We start from the raw sequence: 17694 nt of genomic DNA, 5'->3' as shown, positions 1-17694 counted from the left end.
AGATAGGCAATGGATACCTATCTATTATAGTCGAAGCGCAGAAAAGCGGTTGAAAATTTATAGAAGAATATCAACCAAGTTTATGCAGCTTTTGATTTTTGTTTTGCGCTTTGCTCACGGCCTAATAAGCGGAAATCTGCTGGGTTTACTTTGCGAGTGCTGAGCCAAAATTTCCAGGTATAGGTTGGCCATAATGCAAAGTTTTTACCGCCATCTTGTTGGTACCAACTGACACAGCCAGATTGCCATACCGTACCTTCAAGCTGTTTTTGTACATTTTCATTAAATTGATCTTGTACTTCAGCTTTTACCGTCACTGCTTGCGTCTGTGTTTTTGCAACCATTTGAATCAATTGCAAAATATAATTCACTTGAGATTCAATCATGAAAATTACAGAGTTATGACCCAGTACGGTATTCGGACCAAGCAATTGAAATAGATTAGGAAAACCTTTAGTACTGATCCCATAAAAACTTTCTGCACCATCTTTCCATGCCGTTTTTAATTCAACACCGTGTTCACCATAGCAATCAAATGATTTTAAATAGATCCGTGGGTCTGTAATAAAACCAGTACCATAAATTAAACAATCTATTTGACGTTCTTTGCCATCCTTGGTGATGATGCTATTTTCTGTAATTTCCTGAATTCCATCGGTGATTAATTCAACATTTTTACGATTAAATGTTGGAAAGTATTTGTTGGAAATCAGGATACGCTTACAGCCCATAATATAGTCAGGGGTCAGTTTTTTGGCGATTTCTTTGTCTTTGACTTGGAATTTTATATAAGCTTCCGCAAGTTTCTGACCATATTTCATGATTTGTGGTTTTACAATGGGGACGACACGTGATTCATTTGACCAGTACAAACGAGCACGGTGTAATTTTCTAAACCATTCAAAGCGACTAAATAGATTTTTATCAAGCGCATTATAGGCACGTTCATCACGAGGAATCACCCAAGCAGGGGTTCTTTGAAATACATAAAGATTTTGAACTTTTGCAGCAATTTCAGGAATATATTGAATTGCACTACCCCCAGTACCAATGGATGCTACATTTTTTTGATTTAAATTATAGTCATGTTTCCAGTGAGAAGAATGGAAAACTTCACCTTTGAATTTTTCAATCCCTTTAATTTTAGGAATCTGTGCTACATGTAATGGCCCCGATGCAAAAATAACAAATTGAGCCTCAATTTTTTGTCCACTTTTTAGTGTTAAATGCCAATTGAAATTGTGCTCATCATAACGTGTAGAGACCACTTCTTGATTAAATTGGATGTATTTCTTTAAATTGAATTGCTGAATTAAATCTTGAATATAGTCAAAAATCTCAGGCGCTTCTGCATAGCGTTTTGACCAATCCGTTTTAGGTGCAAAAGAAAGCGAGTACATATGTGATTGAACATCACAAGCCGCACCTGGGTACTGGTTCTCACGCCATGTGCCACCAACATCATCTGCTTTTTCTAAAATGATAAAATCATGAATATTGGCTTGCAATAGGCGGATTGCCATGGCTAAACCACCAAATCCAGATCCAATAATTGCAACTCGCGTTGATTGGGTTTTTGCTTCAGTCGTAGGGGCTGTACTCATTTTTGTTCGCTCTGACTTTTCCAGTTTTACATAGAATATCGGAAATGCAGTGCTGGAAATATGATTGCACTGACACAAAAATTGATATATTCGGCAATTTGCAAAAAACCATCTTTGTAGTACAAAGTTTGGGTAGAAATCAAATGATGATCCAATGAAACGCTCGATTCTCGGTTTAATGTATTTAATTCATGGTATGCGTAATGCTGGAATCGATGTAGATTCACGACTTGCTAGTATTGGGATCAAAGCAGATGCACTTGATCCCAGTTCAATCATTCACCCCAGCTTAGAGTGGGATATACAAAAAGTGATTGGGCAGGGTGTACAGCCAGAAACAGGCTTGTTTATCGGTCAGCATTATTCTTTAGCGGGTTATGGTCCGCTGCTTATGCTCTTGGTGACATGCAGTAATGTTGGTGATGCGATTCAAAATGGTGTGCATTATCAGGGTTTAACCTATTTATACGGTGTCTTAGGGCTTGAGAAAGGCGATCATCAAGTCGCATTAACCTATAAGCCTGTAGATTTAGAAACAGAAATGGGTTTGTTGAGAGCGCAATGTGAAATCTCTGGAACTTATAAATTTCTGGATGATATTTATAAAATGATGGGACTTACAGCGCCCAGCGTGAGAATCGAGTTACCCTTTCAGCAGCCTCAGGATTTAAGTGTATTAAAGCAATATCATGATTATTATGGTTCAGATTTACATTTTAATTGTGAAAAAGCCGCTTTTTGGATCAATGAAGATGTGATGCAACTGCCGATTCCATCCGCAGATCCGATTACACATCGGGTTTACGAAGCCAAGTGTATTGCTGAAATTGAGCGATTAAATGCCGAAGAACAGAAAATTGCGCCGTTGATTCAACGGGTAAATGATTATTTGGAATTACAGCAAGGGATTATTCCGTCGATGGCTGAAGTTGCACAGGCGTTGAATGTGCCTGAAAGAACCTTACGCCATCAGTTGCAGCAATTAAATACCAGTTATAAACAAATTCGGGAACAGTTGATTAAACACAAAGCATTGCGATTGATTGAATATAAGGAATATTCAATTGAGGTGATTGCGGAATTACTTGGTTACTCAGAACCCGCTGCATTTAATCATGCTTTTAAACGTTGGTTTGGGCAAAGCCCGCGTCAATATGGTAAATAAACAGGTAGTGCTGATATGAGATATAGAGTTAGAATTATCCCAAAGTTTTATTTATCAAAAATGAATATTCGATATACTTCCTTTAGCCTTTAAAAGTAACAAAATGATATGTTAGATCAGAATACAACTTCAACAGCATTTACTCCCGTATCACCCGCTGAGCGTTATGCAAAAGCATTGTCATCTGGACAGTTTTTACCAGATGATGCTCAGGCTCAAGCAGTACATGAGTTGGAGCGGGTATGGCAAGAATTGATCAATCGTTATAAAGCATCGAAAAAAGCTTTTCGTCGTTTCCGCCGTCAAACTGCACCGAGAGGTGTATATATGTGGGGCGGTGTAGGGCGTGGAAAGACATGGCTCATGGATCAATTTTACGATTCGATTCCTTTTCGCCGTAAAACTCGTATGCATTTCCATCACTTTATGCAATTTGTGCATAAAGAGTTAAACAAGCTTTCTGGACAGCGTAATCCTTTAGATATCGTTGCAGATCAAATTTATAAAGAAGCTGTGGTGATTTGTTTTGATGAGTTCTTTGTATCGAATGTAACTGATGCAATGATTCTCAGTGATTTATTCCAAAAATTATTTACCCGTGGCATTACCTTGATTGCCACATCAAATATTGCCCCAGATGGTTTATATAAAAATGGAATCCATCGTGATCGTTTTATTCCAACGATTGAAATGGTAAAAAAACATTGTGTGGTATTGAATGTTGATGCGGGTGTTGACTATCGTTTACGGGTATTAAAACAAGCGCAATTGTTTAAATCGCCACTGACAGATGACAATAAAGTCTGGATGGCAAAGCGTTTTAATGCATTAACCACATCGCAGACAGTGTCAGAAGAACCAATTACGATTAATAACCGTGTTGTTGAAACTTTAGGCCATACAGAAGATGTATTGTGGTGTGAGTTTAGAGAACTCTGTATGAAACCGCGTAGCCCATCGGACTTTATTGAAATTGCCAATATCTATAATACCGTTTTGGTGAGTAATGTTCCGCACTTAACTGATTTGCTGTCAGAAGGTACACGTCGTTTTATTTATTTAGTAGATGAGTTTTATGACCGTGGCGTAAAACTGCTACTGACATCTCAAGACTCGATTATTGAGATTTATGACGGAGAGAAGCTGGCTTTCGAAATTGAACGTACACGCTCTCGTTTACTCGAAATGCAATCAGATGAATATTTGCAGTCAGAGCATCGTTTGATTAAAGGCAATAGTGAGTTAGAAGTAGAATAATCATCCTTAGAAAGATGTAAAAAAGCGATCTTATCATTGATAAGATCGCTTTTTTATGAGGGGGATACTGTCATCAGTATGCATTTTGCAAGGACTGTGTGAGCAAACTATTTAAGGGTGTTCATCCTATTCTAAATACACACGATAAGATTAAACAATCTCATAAAACCAAAGCTGTTTCAGTTGTATTGCTTGATGACTAAAAACAATTAACCCACCTGAATTTCAGTATTAGGATGACGAACACGACTTTTATTCGGTGTAGCAATCAAATAAGCCAGTGTTAGTGGTCCTAAGCGTCCAGCAAACATTAGACAAATTAAAGCGATTTGGCTGCCAGCATGTAAATTTTCAGTGATTCCGCGTGATAAGCCGACAGTACAAGCCGCAGAAACGGCTTCAAATAATAGGTCTAAAAACTTTTTATCAGGCTCAAGGATCAGTAGGGTAAAAAAGCCAATCAGGATCAGCAGTGAAGTAATTGAAATGACCGCCATTGCCTTAAAGGTCGCCTGATGAGAAACAGAATGCCCAAAAATGGTAATCTCATCTGAACGTTTTAAGAAGGTAATGACACTTAAAATCATAATGATAAATGTGCCAACTTTAATTCCACCAGCGGTACTTAAAGAACCGCCACCAATAAACATCAATACCATGGTAATTAAGGTCGATGCATTGGTCATACTGCTGACTTCCAAGCTGTTAAAACCTGATGAACGAGGTACGGTAGCATGGAACCACGCGTTTAAAGCTTGGTCACCAACAGACATTGGAGCCAATGTTAAAGGATTGGATGCTTCGATTGCCCAAATAACAATAAAGGCAAAAAGGTTTAAGCCCGCAATTGTAGACAGAATTAACTTACTATTGGTGGAGAGTTTCTTCCAACGCTTGGCTCTTTTAATATCCATCAACACAACAAAACCAATCCCACCGATGATATATAGCATACTGATGGTAAATGTCACCATATACTGGTCAGAGAAGCTCATTAAGCTATTGGGGAATAAAGAAAACCCACCATTGTTAAACGCTGAAATACTATAAAAAAGCGCGTAGAAAAATGCATGTTCAAGGTCATAGTGATGTGACCATGCCATGGTTAGAATCCCTGTACCAATCGCTTCAAAGAACAATGAGTAAAGAAAAACCCCTTTTACTGTAAAGGTCGCTTTGGCCAAACTGGTTTGACCAATGGTTTCTTGTGCCATGACTTGCTGCCGAATACCAACTTTTGAGGAAAGACTCAAAGCAGCTAAGATCGCAAACGTCATAAAACCTAAGCCACCGCATTGGATCAGTATCATCACCACAACTTGACCGAAGGTGGTTAAGGAGTCTCCAATATTAACGACAGACAGCCCAGTGATGGTTACAGCAGACGTGGCAGTAAACAGGGCCTCTAGCCATGTCAAATTGCCTTGATTAGCAAAAGGAAGTTTAAGTAACAATGTTCCGATGATAATAAAGCTTAAAAAACCTAAAGCAAGTAAGCTCGGTGGGCTGAGATTAATACTATTGTGTTTTTTGTTGATTAGTTCTTTTTTAGATAAACGCATAGTTATGACTATAAGAAACGAATCGAAAATTGTCTTAACATTTCTACAGGACCTTCAAGGATTAAAATATCCTTTTCCTGTAAAATCGTCCCCGGTGCAATATCATACAGTACATGCGAGCCGCGTTGTAATAACAAGGTTGTAAGTTCGGGGGTATTTTCCATGACCGTTTGAAATTGTGCGCCTTGTAAATTTGCACCTATTTCAATTTTGACGATATAGCGATCATTATTTAACGCCATATAACGTCTCACCATTGGATAACTGAGTGATTGTGCAACACGAATCCCCATGTCTTCTTCAGGGTGAATGATTTTTGTAATGCCTAAATGAGACAAAATCATATGATGCGATTTAGATTTGGCTTTTACAAAGATTTTTTCGATACCCAAATTTTTTAAATGCAGTACGCATAGAATACTGGCTTCAATATCTTCACCAATGGCAACCACTACGGCATCACAATTTTTGATATTCAGTTCATCTAACACATGTTCATCGGTAGCATCTGCAATAACTGCATGACTGATTTTATCTGCAATGTTTTCTACATTTTTCTTTAATGTATCAATACCTATTACATCGTGATTTAAGTTGGTGAGTTCTAGTGCAACTGCTTCACCAAAACTGCCTAAACCGATGACAGCGAATTGCGCCATTCTACAAAGTCCTTATCCCGACACTGATTTTGTGTTGGTATGATCATATTCAATTTTTATATATTTTATCTTTAAAGTATTGCAACGCCAATCTACAAACTGAGAATAAAAAGCGATAAATGTAAATAAAACCAGATTTATGTCATAAAAACTTAAAATTGATCCGATACCATTGCTTTGAAATTTAAAAATGCAAAGCCAAGATTGGCTTTCGATCCAAGAATAAAAAATGGATGATAAAAAATGGACGATAAGAAAATTTTTAAAATTCTCCAACATTGGTTCCCAGCGTTGGAGCAAAGAGATATTCCTAAAAAGAAACATCGTAAACGTTTTGTTGAGTTTCTCAATTGGATCGAAGCTGAAAAGTTTGGTGGGCGATTTCGTGGATATTTAATGAAAATTGATCGTATGCAATTTCATGAAAATGAGATTGAGCGTTGTGCGGTTTTTCATGAATATGCAGTAGATAGCTTGGGAATTCAAACTCAAATTCGTGAAAGAGCGAAGCCTTTATTTGATCATTATGAAGTACACAAAGATGTTATTGGACGCTATTACAATGTTCAAGATCAAGTTTATGATGTTGTATTCGAGGAAATATTAAAACAGGCCAGACAACATGATCATGAACTGTTGCTGATTTATGCTGAAGATTATTATTGGTTGATCGTACCAAATCATGAATATAAAATTGAAAAATTCTGCAAGTGTTTTAATAAACAATTTCACGATGAAGATGTCAGTATAGAACATTACGCATTATTTGATTGTTCAAGATCGACTTAGTTTTTTGCAATCAATTCAACATATTGATAATAAAATAGAGAGATATCCATGTCACAGAAAATATATTCATTACTTCAACATTTAATTCCCGAGCTAAATGTACAAAAAATTCCTCAAGATACTGAATTTTATAGTTTTAGTGAATGGCTGAATCAACAGCATGATTTCCTGCATTATATTGAATTAAAAGAATATTATGACAATGGAATTGAAGATGATTTCTACTTTAACCAGCACAATATTGATACTGAGCAATTGCAAAATGAGATTGAAGTTGCAATAGCTGAAGTATTTGATCAATACGATGAAGAAGATGATGAGGTCTCATTTGATGATCAAATGGACGCAATGCAACAAACAGAAGAAATCATTTTCGATAAAATTAAACTGGTTGCAAATCAGTATCAGCTTTCTTTATTGGTTATATATCGTGAAAATCCGTATTGGATGCTTGTACCCTCACAAGATGAGCAACAATTAAATCAAATTGTGGATGCTTTTAATGACGCATTTAATGATGTTGGTGATTTAAATATGGCGGTTTATTAAGTTAACTTTTTCGAATTGTTCTGATTTTATAAAAAAATAGCCCATAAAAAATTTATAGGCTATTTCAATAAAAATTTATAGGCTATTTCAATTTTGAAGCTATTTCTATTTTAAGAAACGTTGATAACCTAAGTTATTGGTAATTTCTTGATATGGGTAATTGATATTTTCCAAAGTCTCAATCAGTCCATCTGGATTTTGTACCGCATCTTCTGCATCCAAGCCAACCAAAACACGTCCTTCTGCTGCACCGTGATTACGATAATGGAATAGGCTAATGTTATGGGTTGGACCAAGGCGCTCCAAGAATGTTAATAAAGCGCCTGGGCGTTCTGGAAACTCAACACGGAACAAACGTTCATTGGCAATATCGGCATGACCCCCAATCAAATAACGGATATGCAATTTTGCAACTTCATCATCCGATAAATCATCGACATCATAATGTAATTTCATGGCTTCATAGATGTCATGGCGTTCTTTTTCACCAGCCTTTAAGCTAATACCGACAAAGACTTGAGCGGCAGATGCATCACTGGCACGGTAGTTAAACTCAGTAATATTACGCCCTTGCAAAGCACGACAGAAATTCAGGAAAGAACCTTTTTCTTCTGGAATGGTCACTGCAAAAATGGCTTCTTTACGTTCACCGAGTTCGGTACGCTCAGCAATATAACGTAAACGATCAAAGTTCATATTGGCGCCGCAAGCAATCGACACCATATTTTTGCCTTCAAGACCATGTGCCGCAACGTATTTTTTGATACCTGCAAGCGCCATAGCACCTGAAGGTTCAACAATACTACGACATTCATCATAAGTGTCTTTGATTGCCGTACAGATTTCATCTGTATTGACCAGTACCACATCACGTTCAACAATTGGACCTGAGTTATCAGATTTTTGTAGTTGAATCACTTCAAATGGCTTTTCACCGATTTGAGCAACGGCTGTGCCATCTGCAAATAATCCTACAGAAGGGAGTACTACACGTTGATTGGCTTCAAATGCTGCTTTTAAACATGCAGATTCATCATATTCGACAGGAATAACTTTGACATGTGGGGCAACATCACCAAGATATGCCGCTACACCAGCAATTAAACCACCACCGCCCACAGCAACAAATACATATTCAACATCACGCCACTGACGCAATATTTCATTGGCAATTGTACCTTGGCCGGCCATAACCAGTTCATCGTCATAAGGCGGAATAAAGGTTAAACCTTCGTCGTTTGCACGTTGAATGGCATATTTGTTAGCAACATCGAATGAGTCGCCGTGAAGCACAACATCGCCACCCAATCGTTTTACTGCTTGAACTTTAATATCAGGGGTGGTTTTCGGCATCACAATAATGGCGCGAATACCTAACTTTTGACCAGATAAAGCCACGCCCTGAGCATGGTTACCTGCTGAAGCAGTAATAACGCCACGTTCCAACTGAGATTTCGGTAATTGACTAATACGGTTATACGCACCGCGTAGTTTGAAGGAAAAGACAGGTTGTAAATCTTCGCGTTTAAAGCGAATGTTATTGTTTAGTTTTTCACTAATTCGTGGCGCTGCTTCGAGTGGGGTTTCGATTGCAACGTCATACACCGTTGCCTGTAATATTTGTCGAACCAAACGAGACAGCATGTTAATTTTCCATCTAACAGTTTAAAATGAGCGCTCATTGTAACAAACCGTTGTACCTTTGCGTTTTAAAATTATGCAAAATGTGCAGGAAATTGAAATTTTATTGAGAGATGTCATGAGCCTTTATGCAACCCAGGACGAGAAAAAACAAGCTGCAGCCCAAGCCGCTTTAAAACACTTACCAAGAGGGGGCATTTTGGGAGTCGGTACTGGTAGTACAGTGAACTTCTTAATTGAATTATTACCTCAGTTACAACTTGAAGCAGCCGTAGCCAGTTCAGAAGCAACAGCTCAACGTCTTAAGAAATTAGGCATTGAAGTGGTTGATATGAACCATGTTGGTGGTTTAGATGCTTATGTAGATGGTGCTGATGAAATTGACCGTCATTTACATATGATTAAAGGCGGTGGTGCTGCACTCACACGTGAAAAAATCGTGGCATCTATTGCGAAAAAGTTTGTATGTATTGTTGATGACTCGAAATGGGTTGATCAGCTAGGCCGTGAATTTCCATTGCCTATCGAAGTGATTCCTATGGCACGTTCAGCAGTTGCGCGTAAAATTGTATCTTTAGGCGGTGACCCAGTTTATCGTGAAGGTGTGGTAACGGATAACGGTAATGTCATTCTGGATGTGTATAACTTAAATATTTTGAATGCATTAGAGGTCGAAAAAACCATTAACGATATTCCTGGTGTGGTGTGTAATGGTATTTTTGCGATCAATAAAGCTGATGTTGCTGTAGTTGCCACCAATCATGGTATTGAAGAGCGTACCGCAGGATAAGAAAAATTTCCCCTAACTTCTGCTTGAGTAAAGACGAGGCTTTTTCCTTGCTTTGTAAAGAAAGGTTAGGGGAGATTCTAAAAATAAGCGTATTAAGATGGCAAATCTTCCTGAAATAAAAATCACACATCATGCACGGGCAACACGCTTACGTTTACGTGTTGAACCCACGCAGATTCGCTTAACTGTGCCTAAGTATTGTACCCAACGTCAGATTCAGCATTTTTTACACGAGTCTGAACAATGGATGATTGAGACATGGCATAAACAGCAGGAAAAAATACAGCAGGTTGATCAGATATTACCAACAAGCTTGCAATTGTTTAATTTAAAACTGCCCCTAGAAATTATTTATAAAACTCAAAAAAATAGCTATATTTTAGATGAGCAAAAGCATCAGTTATTTGTCAGCGACCGTCAGCCGGAAAGCTATTTAAAAGCTTTTGTGATTGCTTATGCAAAGCATTATTTACCGATTTATTTAAAGCAAGTCAGTGATGAAACCCATTTAAAGTTTGGACAGTGTGCTGTTCGACACCCGAAAACGCGTTGGGGAAGTTGTACAGCCCGTCATGATATTATGCTCAATAGTGCCTTGGTTTTATGTGATCAACAAATTACCCGTTATGTCTGTGTACATGAATTGGCACATACCAAACATTTTAATCATAGCGCTGCTTTTTGGTCTGAAGTTGAAAAGCATGATCAGCACTATCAGCAGCATCGTAAAGTTTTAAAAAGTAGTGTAATGCCTTGGTGGTGGGCGCAATAAAATAAGTAAATTTCTAGATTGCATTAAAAAAAATGTGGAAAAGCGTATGACTGTAAAAAGAATCATAAGTAATATTAAAGCCTTAGATTTAGCCAGTGCCCAAGCTTTTTACGGTGATTTTTTAGCGATGGATTTGGTGATGGATCATGGCTGGATCAAAACATTTGCCAGTCAAGAAATCATGCATCCACAAATCAGTATTGCTTCGGAAGGGGGAAATAATACAGATGTTCCTGATTTTTCAATCGAAGTCGACAATGTGGATGAACTTTATGAAAAAGCCAAAAAATTAGATTTAGACATTCTTTACCCGTTAACCAATGAAGACTGGGGTGTTAGGCGATTCTATGTCAAAGATCCATTTGGAAAGGTTGTAAATATTTTACAACATATTGAATATTAAAAAATTTAATGACTTAAGTTGGGTTTTAAAATGCAGTGGAATAAATTAGTTCCAGAATTGATCGTCACCGATTTGAAGAGAAGTTATCAGTTTTGGGTCGACATACTGGGTTTTTCTGTAATGTATCAACGAACTGAAGAAAAATTTATCTATGTGGAACTTGATGGTGTTCAATTTATGTTGGAGCAACAACAACAAGGGCAATGGTTAACAGGAGTATTGGCCTACCCATTGGGAAGAGGGATTAACTTTCAGTTTGAAGTAGACCAACTCGACAGTATTTTAAATCGTTTGGATGTCGCACAATGGCCGCTTTTTGAAGCGTTAGAAGAACGTTGGTACCGTGCAGAAACTATAGAGCATGGACAAAAGCAATTTTTAGTTCAAGATCCAGATGGTTATTTATTACGAATTGTTGAGGTGATTGGGGAAAGAACAATAACACTAGATTAAATAAGGCTGGATTAAATAAGGCAAGATTATAGGGACTTTAATGGAGGTACAGCGATGCACATCAGATCTTTTCAAAATCATGACCGAGCACCATTGAGTGAACTTTTTTTAAATACCAGAAAATTAAGTTGGCCGTGGTTGGATTCTTCGAAATGGGGGCTGAGTGATTTTGAAAAATACACTGAAAATGAAATGGTTTTAGTGGCTGAAAAAGACCAAGAATATTTGGGATTTGCATCTATTTACCTGCAAGAGAACTTTTTACATCATCTATTTATTGCCCCAAATGCTCAAAATCAGGGTGTAGGAGCAGCATTGCTACACGCAGCAGAACAACTGTTTACGGGTACAGGCTATCTCAAATGTTTATCAGAAAATAAACAAGCTTTGTCTTTTTATTTAGGTCATGGCTGGAAAGCAAACAGCACTGGAGTAAGTGAAGAAGGTGGATATATATTGATGTCAAAAGCAAAACTTATTCAGTAAAACCATCGATCCATTCCCGAATTGTTTCGACGACTTCATCAGGCTGTTTAATCCATGCACTATGTTGATTGCCTTTGCTTTTATGGGTTAAATCCAGCGTGTTTATTTGTGGTTTTTTAAAATAACCACTTAGGCCAAGCATTGAAGACATTGGTGCAAAATCATCGCCATTAAAATAGACAAATAAGGCAGCGTTATTCACCACGTTTTCTTGCCCAATAATATCTGCATAATTTCCTGTAAAGATAACTTTAGACCAATCACGCATTAAGGATTTTGTCTCTTTATTCCCAAAAGCAATTTTATAGCCAGCAAAATAACCATCTTTTAAAATCATGGCGTTGATCACTGTGACTGCTTTTAAAATATTGATTTTACCTTTTAAGTCCCAATTTTTTAAACCGATATTGCCTGTGGCAACACCAATGACTTTGTTTGCATGATTTTGTGCATAAAGTGTTGCTAAATGCCCACCTAAACTATGTCCAAATAAGATTGGAACTTGCTGGTTTAGTTCTAAGGCCAGCTTTTCCAGTTGAGGAATAAAGTCATTGAGTAAATCAGCATAACCATAATCAATCTTTGCTAAAACAGGCGGAGTATTACGCCCACAATGGGGATAATCAGCCACAATAACATTCAAGCCACTTTGGCTTAAAGCGGTAATGAGCACCTCGTATTTACTGATTGCTATGCCTAGCGCAGCCAGCAAAATAATACTATGGCTGTTTTCAGGGTTTGAATAAATATCGACTACAATTGGATATTGCCCAAAATCAATATTCTTTTGGGTAAAAGAGGTGTTTTTCATGATTTAGTCCTTAAAAATATTCATTTGAATCATGCTTGAAAGTCCGAGTTTATGCATTAAAGCAGTCCGTGATTGAGGGTTTCTCTTTGCTTCAATTGAGATAAGTTTACGCATTTCTGAATTAAAATGTACCCGTGGATATTGGGTTAAAATTCGGTTTTTAAAACTGTTTGAAAATAAGCTGAGATCAGTCCCAATTACATCACAGGAAGTGGCTTTTTGCAGTAATAGCACTTCTTTAGAAAGACTGTGATCACTTTCATCTAAACTGCCATTCATATGTAAACAAATCGCATTTGAAATATTAACCATTTTGTCTTCGGGATAATGGTGTTTGCTACAGAGGGTTTCAGCTCTTAAGGCACTTTCAAAGCTAAAACATTGACATGCATATTGATCCAAATGATTAACCAGTCCTAAATCATGCATCAAACATGAAATAACAAGACTCTCTTGATCAAATTGCCATTGTTTGGTGTGGGCGATAGCAATAGCCCAAAAATAGCTCCGCCAAGAATGATTGATGATCGCTTGAGAGGCTGTTTGTTCTAATTCGTCCATCGCTTCTTTGACAATTGCTGTGTCAGGAATCTGAAAACTATCCAATGTAAATGAAGTTGAATCATGATTCGCCTTTCGAAATGTTTTGCCATAGTTCAGTGTGGCAGGAATGAGGACTTGTTTTATAAGCTGAGTTTTCTCTTTAAAGCTAAGTTTTCCATTACTTGTATTCATCCACGCTCGTGATCCAATCATGACCAATGCGTCCTTTTGTTGATTTTAGAGTAATTACTCTAAATTATTATGCATAGATCATTTAGCAAGACAAGACCGTTTTCTTTGAATTTGTTTGAATAGTCTTTTATGCCAAAAACGAGAATTAAAATGAAAAGGTTTGTTTATCATTTTTTTTAGAGGTTTAATTTGATGATTTTATAGGCGATGTCATTAAATTACATGTTTATTGTGTATTTATCATCATGAATTTTAAGTGATTGTATAATGCTTTAAAAGTATTTCTTAATAAAAGCAGTTAAATTACAAAATAGTCTGATTATTTTAAGCATAAGTTGGGAGTGAATTAAAAAATACTCTAAACTTGGCGACTTGCCAATATTTCCTATTTCTTATCATAAAGATATCAGACGTGAATTTTGCAGATACTCATTACTTTATTTTGATTGTACCGGTCTGCCTGATATTAATGGGCAGTTTACTTTTGATCTGCCATTACTTTTTTAAAGCACCTACTTATTTATTTTGGTTGGGTCTTGGATATATCGTGCCATCTTTTTCTTTAACTGCACAAAGTTTTATGTCTAACCTACAATTAACATTTTCTGCTCCACTTTTAGGTGGTTTATACCTATTTGGCGCGTGGGCCAGTGCATATACTATGGCATTGAGAAAGAATGCTAGTTCACACGCTTTAGTCGCTTTTTTCTTGATCTTTATCACAATATGCTTGTTGGTCTATTATGCTTTTGTTGATGAACAGCTATGGATCCGGATGCTGATTTTAAATCTTAGTATTGCCACAGTTGAATCCTTAGTTTTAGTATCTATTTTTAAAGATGATAAGCAAAGTGATTGGTTAAATAAGCTGGTCGATTATTCCTATCTTTTTATCGTTGTATATACTTTTGTCCGTGTCATTATTATTTTCTTTTTTTTGAAAAATATTGAAGCCAGTATGCTTGTGGATTCTGTATGGTGGTTAATGATGCTTGCTGCCAGTATTATCCTGAGCATGTGGTTTGCGATCGTACTTTTGGGAACATTAGTTCGAGATATTATTTTTAAATTAAATGATGAACGTTGCAGAGATCCATTAACACATTTACTCAATCGTCGTGGATTTTATGACGCAGCTAAAATAAATTTAATCGATTTACCAGAAAAGCAATATTTTTTGTTGATGTGTGATGTCGATCATTTTAAGAAAATTAATGACACCTATGGACATCTGGTGGGTGATCAGATTTTGCAGAGTGTAGGTCGTCTTGTCAGTCAGCATGTTAGTGAAAAGGGCTTAGTGGGGCGTTTTGGTGGTGAAGAGTTTATTGTTTTATTACAAGTTGAAGATCTCAGTGATGCCTATAAAATTGCTGAGCGTATGCGGACTGCTATTGAAACTGAGCAATTTTTAACTCAACCCATCTTATTGACAGCCAGCTTTGGTTTAACACAAGTGCGACATCGTAATTTAGCCAGCGGTATAGAAGCTGCTGACAAACTTTTGTATGTCGCCAAACGTAGAGGGCGCAACTGTATTGCGCAAGATGCATCAATTGAACTTATGCGAATTTAACTTTGTCATAATGCTAAAATATCATAAAAACCCAGTAAAATAGTTTAGAAAGCATCAACTTCCTGTCATACTACAGCACTACAAAATGGATACTTTTAAATCGAGGTAAAAAACGTGATTTCAGTGGGTATTGTCGGTGGAACAGGTTATACAGGCGTTGAATTGTTGCGTCTTTTACTACGACATCCAAATGTTCAAGTGAATGTACTGACATCACGTACCGAAGATGGTCGCCGTGTAGATGATATGTTTCCAAGCTTACGTGGACACACCGAGCTTAAATATTCAGATTTAAACATTGATGAATTAAAAAAATGTGATGTCGTGTTTTTTGCGACCCCGCATGGTGTGGCAATGCAACATGCGCAACAACTCTTGGCAGCAAATACCAAAGTTATCGATTTAGCCGCTGATTTTCGCTTGCAGAATTTAGCACAGTTTGAAAAATGGTATGGGATGCAGCACGCTTGTCCAGAAGTACTGAAAGATTCTGTATATGGTTTATCTGAACTTAATCGTGAACAGATTAAAAATGCCAATGTTGTCGGTAATCCTGGCTGTTACCCAACCACTGTACAGTTGGGATTAGCGCCACTTTTTAAGCAAGCTGAAACATTGGTTAAACCAGAAAGTATTATCATTGATGCGAAATCTGGTGTATCAGGTGCGGGGCGTAAAGCTAGTCTAGGCATGATTTATTCAGAAAATGCTGATAATTTTAAAGCCTATGGCGTTGCTGGACATCGTCATCATCCTGAAATTGTAGAAGCATTAGAAAATATTTCAGGTCAAAAAAATGTATTTGATCAGATTCTTTTTGTACCGCATTTAGTTCCGATGATTCGTGGTATGTTCAGTACGATCTATGTTGATTTGACAGAGCAAGGCGCAGCAGCAGATTTACAAAGTATTTATGAAAAATTTTATGCAAATGAAATATTTGTAGATGTAATGCCTGCAAATAGTTCACCAGAAACACGTTCTGTACGTGGTGCAAACCAACTCAGAATTGCACTGTATAAACCGCATCCGAACAAGTTAATTGTTTTGTCTGTTCAAGACAATTTAGTCAAAGGTGCGGCAGGACAGGCTGTACAAAATATGAACTTAATGTTTGGTTTTGCTGAAGATGCTGGTTTACAAGGTATCGGATTATTACCATAAAAAACGCTTTATGGCTTCACACACATATAACTTTGCGGTTAAATGTGTGTTTTGATTCTATCAATAATACTTAGAGATGATGATGCAGAACACAGAAACAAATACCGCGTCACAACCAGCTCAAGCACCGAAAAAGCCTTTTTTAAAAGGGAATATGCCTTTGGTGATCGGTGGGGTTGTATTATGTGCTGGCAGTGTACTTTTAGGTTATACAGTTGGACATCGCCAAGGGCTAACGGTAGTCGGTTTTGATGCAGATGCAGAACAGTTGGTAGAAGTTGTGAAGCAACAAAAAACAACGCTGGCTAATTTAAATAAAAGCCTAAATGCTGCTGTACAGGAAAGAGACGTGGCTGTTTCGAACTCTAACGATTTGTTAGAGTCATTGAACAAAGCCAATGCTGAAAAATCACAAGTTGATGTGATGAGTGCGATTTATCGTGAAGTGTTAAAACAACGTGGCGGTTTGAGTTTAACAATTCAAAACTTGGCGGTTAAGCCATTACCAGAAAACGCTTATGAATATCAGCTTGATCTTATTCAAGTCAGTCCAAGACGTGCGACGGGTTCCGTTGAAATTCGTTTGATTAGTGGCACTGAGGTGTTAACAGTGCCAATGGCAGATGCGAATTATAACTTTACTGATTATGAGCGCTTAACTGGTCGTTGGACCATGCCTAAGGGTTTTAATCCACAATTTATCGAAATCCGTCTAAATGGTGCCACTCCAGTAGTTAAACGCTTTAGTTGGTCACGTGGGCAAGCTGTAGACAGTGCAGCAGCATTTGCTGCAGAGGTTCCTCAAGCTGCGGCTAATTCTCAATAAATCATAAGTATTTTGAAAAATATGCGAACTAATAAACGTCAAATGAGTTTAAATGAAGTGAAATCATCATTCCGTGATTCAGGATTTATAGATTGGCACTTGAGTATTCGTATAAGTAATTCAGAAGATCCAAACCATCCAGACCATGATCAAGCAGATGTTGCAGTACAAACTGCGCCACCTGAAGTGAAGCGACCACCGATGTATTCTGTCGTTTTATTGAACGATGATTACACTCCGATGGACTTTGTTATTGAAATTTTACAACAATACTTTGCTTTGAATCTTGACCAAGCCACTCAAGTAATGTTAACAGTACATTATGAAGGAAAAGGTGAAGCTGGTGTTTATCCAAGAGACATTGCGGAGACTAAAGCCAACCAAGTTAATAACTACGCTCGATCTCAAGGTCATCCATTGCTTTGTCAGATTGAGCCAAAAGAATAAGGGGG

General features: G+C 37.4%; 19 protein-coding genes. 13 read left to right on the top strand and 6 right to left on the bottom strand.

Annotated features, from left to right (window positions below; all coding sequences use genetic code 11):
* Nucleotides 1-80: 80 nt before the first annotated feature.
* Nucleotides 81-1604: a flavin-containing monooxygenase gene (locus F981_RS09105; RefSeq protein ID WP_004720774.1), complete on the bottom strand. Its 1524-nt coding sequence runs from the start codon at nt 1602-1604 to the stop codon at nt 81-83.
* Between the two features lie 154 nt (nt 1605-1758).
* Between F981_RS09105 and F981_RS09100 the strand changes: the two genes are divergently transcribed.
* Both F981_RS09100 and zapE read left to right on the top strand, forming a co-directional pair.
* The gene (locus F981_RS09100) at nt 1759-2769 is read left to right on the top strand and encodes an AraC family transcriptional regulator (RefSeq protein ID WP_004720772.1); all 1011 of its coding nucleotides are present in this window, start codon (nt 1759-1761) and stop codon (nt 2767-2769) included.
* A gap of 108 nt (nt 2770-2877) precedes the next feature.
* Nucleotides 2878-4026, top strand: coding sequence for a cell division protein ZapE (gene zapE, locus F981_RS09095; RefSeq protein ID WP_004720770.1), 1149 nt, complete (start codon nt 2878-2880; stop codon nt 4024-4026).
* Between the two features lie 209 nt (nt 4027-4235).
* On the opposite strand, the gene F981_RS09090 is transcribed toward zapE, so the two are convergent.
* Nucleotides 4236-5588: a TrkH family potassium uptake protein gene (locus F981_RS09090; protein ID WP_004720769.1), complete on the bottom strand. Its 1353-nt coding sequence runs from the start codon at nt 5586-5588 to the stop codon at nt 4236-4238.
* An 8-nt stretch (nt 5589-5596) separates the two neighbouring features.
* Nucleotides 5597-6247, bottom strand: coding sequence for a potassium channel family protein (locus tag F981_RS09085; protein WP_004720766.1), 651 nt, complete (start codon nt 6245-6247; stop codon nt 5597-5599).
* A 243-nt stretch (nt 6248-6490) separates the two neighbouring features.
* On the opposite strand from F981_RS09085, the gene F981_RS09080 reads away from it, so the two are divergent.
* A complete protein-coding gene (locus F981_RS09080; protein ID WP_004720765.1) occupies nt 6491-7036 on the top strand; it encodes a hypothetical protein in 546 nt (181 codons plus the stop codon).
* Nucleotides 7037-7084: 48 nt separating this feature from the next.
* Complete coding sequence (locus tag F981_RS09075; protein ID WP_004720762.1) at nt 7085-7585, top strand: hypothetical protein; 501 nt, start codon at nt 7085-7087, stop codon at nt 7583-7585.
* A 105-nt stretch (nt 7586-7690) separates the two neighbouring features.
* Here F981_RS09075 and ilvA read toward each other — a convergent pair whose 3' ends face one another.
* The gene (ilvA, locus tag F981_RS09070; protein ID WP_004720759.1) at nt 7691-9229 is read right to left on the bottom strand and encodes a threonine ammonia-lyase, biosynthetic; all 1539 of its coding nucleotides are present in this window, start codon (nt 9227-9229) and stop codon (nt 7691-7693) included.
* Between the two features lie 115 nt (nt 9230-9344).
* Between ilvA and rpiA the strand changes: the two genes are divergently transcribed.
* From rpiA to F981_RS09045, 5 genes are all read left to right on the top strand, one after another.
* Nucleotides 9345-10016, top strand: coding sequence for a ribose-5-phosphate isomerase RpiA (gene rpiA, locus F981_RS09065; protein ID WP_035372052.1), 672 nt, complete (start codon nt 9345-9347; stop codon nt 10014-10016).
* A 97-nt stretch (nt 10017-10113) separates the two neighbouring features.
* Nucleotides 10114-10788 (top strand): M48 family metallopeptidase, encoded by a 675-nt coding sequence (locus tag F981_RS09060; protein ID WP_004720756.1) that lies wholly within the window; start codon nt 10114-10116, stop codon nt 10786-10788.
* A 46-nt stretch (nt 10789-10834) separates the two neighbouring features.
* Nucleotides 10835-11191 carry a VOC family protein gene (locus F981_RS09055; protein WP_004720753.1) on the top strand — a complete coding sequence of 119 codons (357 nt, stop codon included), beginning with the start codon at nt 10835-10837 and terminating at the stop codon, nt 11189-11191.
* A gap of 30 nt (nt 11192-11221) precedes the next feature.
* The gene (locus F981_RS09050; RefSeq protein ID WP_004720750.1) at nt 11222-11644 is read left to right on the top strand and encodes a bleomycin resistance protein; all 423 of its coding nucleotides are present in this window, start codon (nt 11222-11224) and stop codon (nt 11642-11644) included.
* Nucleotides 11645-11698: 54 nt separating this feature from the next.
* Entirely contained in the window at nt 11699-12130 is a 432-nt protein-coding gene (locus F981_RS09045) for a GNAT family N-acetyltransferase (RefSeq protein WP_004720748.1), read from the top strand.
* Here the strand turns inward: F981_RS09045 and F981_RS09040 are convergent.
* Both F981_RS09040 and F981_RS09035 read right to left on the bottom strand, forming a co-directional pair.
* A complete protein-coding gene (locus F981_RS09040; protein WP_004720745.1) occupies nt 12120-12941 on the bottom strand; it encodes an alpha/beta fold hydrolase in 822 nt (273 codons plus the stop codon). The two genes, F981_RS09045 and F981_RS09040, sit on opposite strands and share 11 nt — an antisense overlap.
* A gap of 3 nt (nt 12942-12944) precedes the next feature.
* Complete coding sequence (locus F981_RS09035) at nt 12945-13697, bottom strand: HD domain-containing protein (protein WP_004720744.1); 753 nt, start codon at nt 13695-13697, stop codon at nt 12945-12947.
* 448 nt (nt 13698-14145) lie between these two features.
* On the opposite strand from F981_RS09035, the gene F981_RS09030 reads away from it, so the two are divergent.
* From F981_RS09030 to clpS, 4 genes are all read left to right on the top strand, one after another.
* Nucleotides 14146-15252: a GGDEF domain-containing protein gene (locus F981_RS09030; RefSeq protein WP_004720742.1), complete on the top strand. Its 1107-nt coding sequence runs from the start codon at nt 14146-14148 to the stop codon at nt 15250-15252.
* Nucleotides 15253-15366: 114 nt separating this feature from the next.
* Nucleotides 15367-16416 carry an N-acetyl-gamma-glutamyl-phosphate reductase gene (gene argC / locus F981_RS09025; RefSeq protein ID WP_004720740.1) on the top strand — a complete coding sequence of 350 codons (1050 nt, stop codon included), beginning with the start codon at nt 15367-15369 and terminating at the stop codon, nt 16414-16416.
* Between the two features lie 82 nt (nt 16417-16498).
* Complete coding sequence (locus tag F981_RS09020) at nt 16499-17242, top strand: DUF6776 family protein (protein ID WP_004720739.1); 744 nt, start codon at nt 16499-16501, stop codon at nt 17240-17242.
* Nucleotides 17243-17263: 21 nt separating this feature from the next.
* Nucleotides 17264-17689: an ATP-dependent Clp protease adapter ClpS gene (gene clpS, locus F981_RS09015; RefSeq protein ID WP_004720737.1), complete on the top strand. Its 426-nt coding sequence runs from the start codon at nt 17264-17266 to the stop codon at nt 17687-17689.
* Nucleotides 17690-17694 lie beyond the last annotated feature (5 nt).

The sequence above is a fragment of the Acinetobacter guillouiae CIP 63.46 genome (assembly GCF_000368145.1).
GTDB lineage: Bacteria > Pseudomonadota > Gammaproteobacteria > Pseudomonadales > Moraxellaceae > Acinetobacter > Acinetobacter guillouiae.
This window is presented reverse-complemented; position numbering and strand designations above follow the sequence as displayed.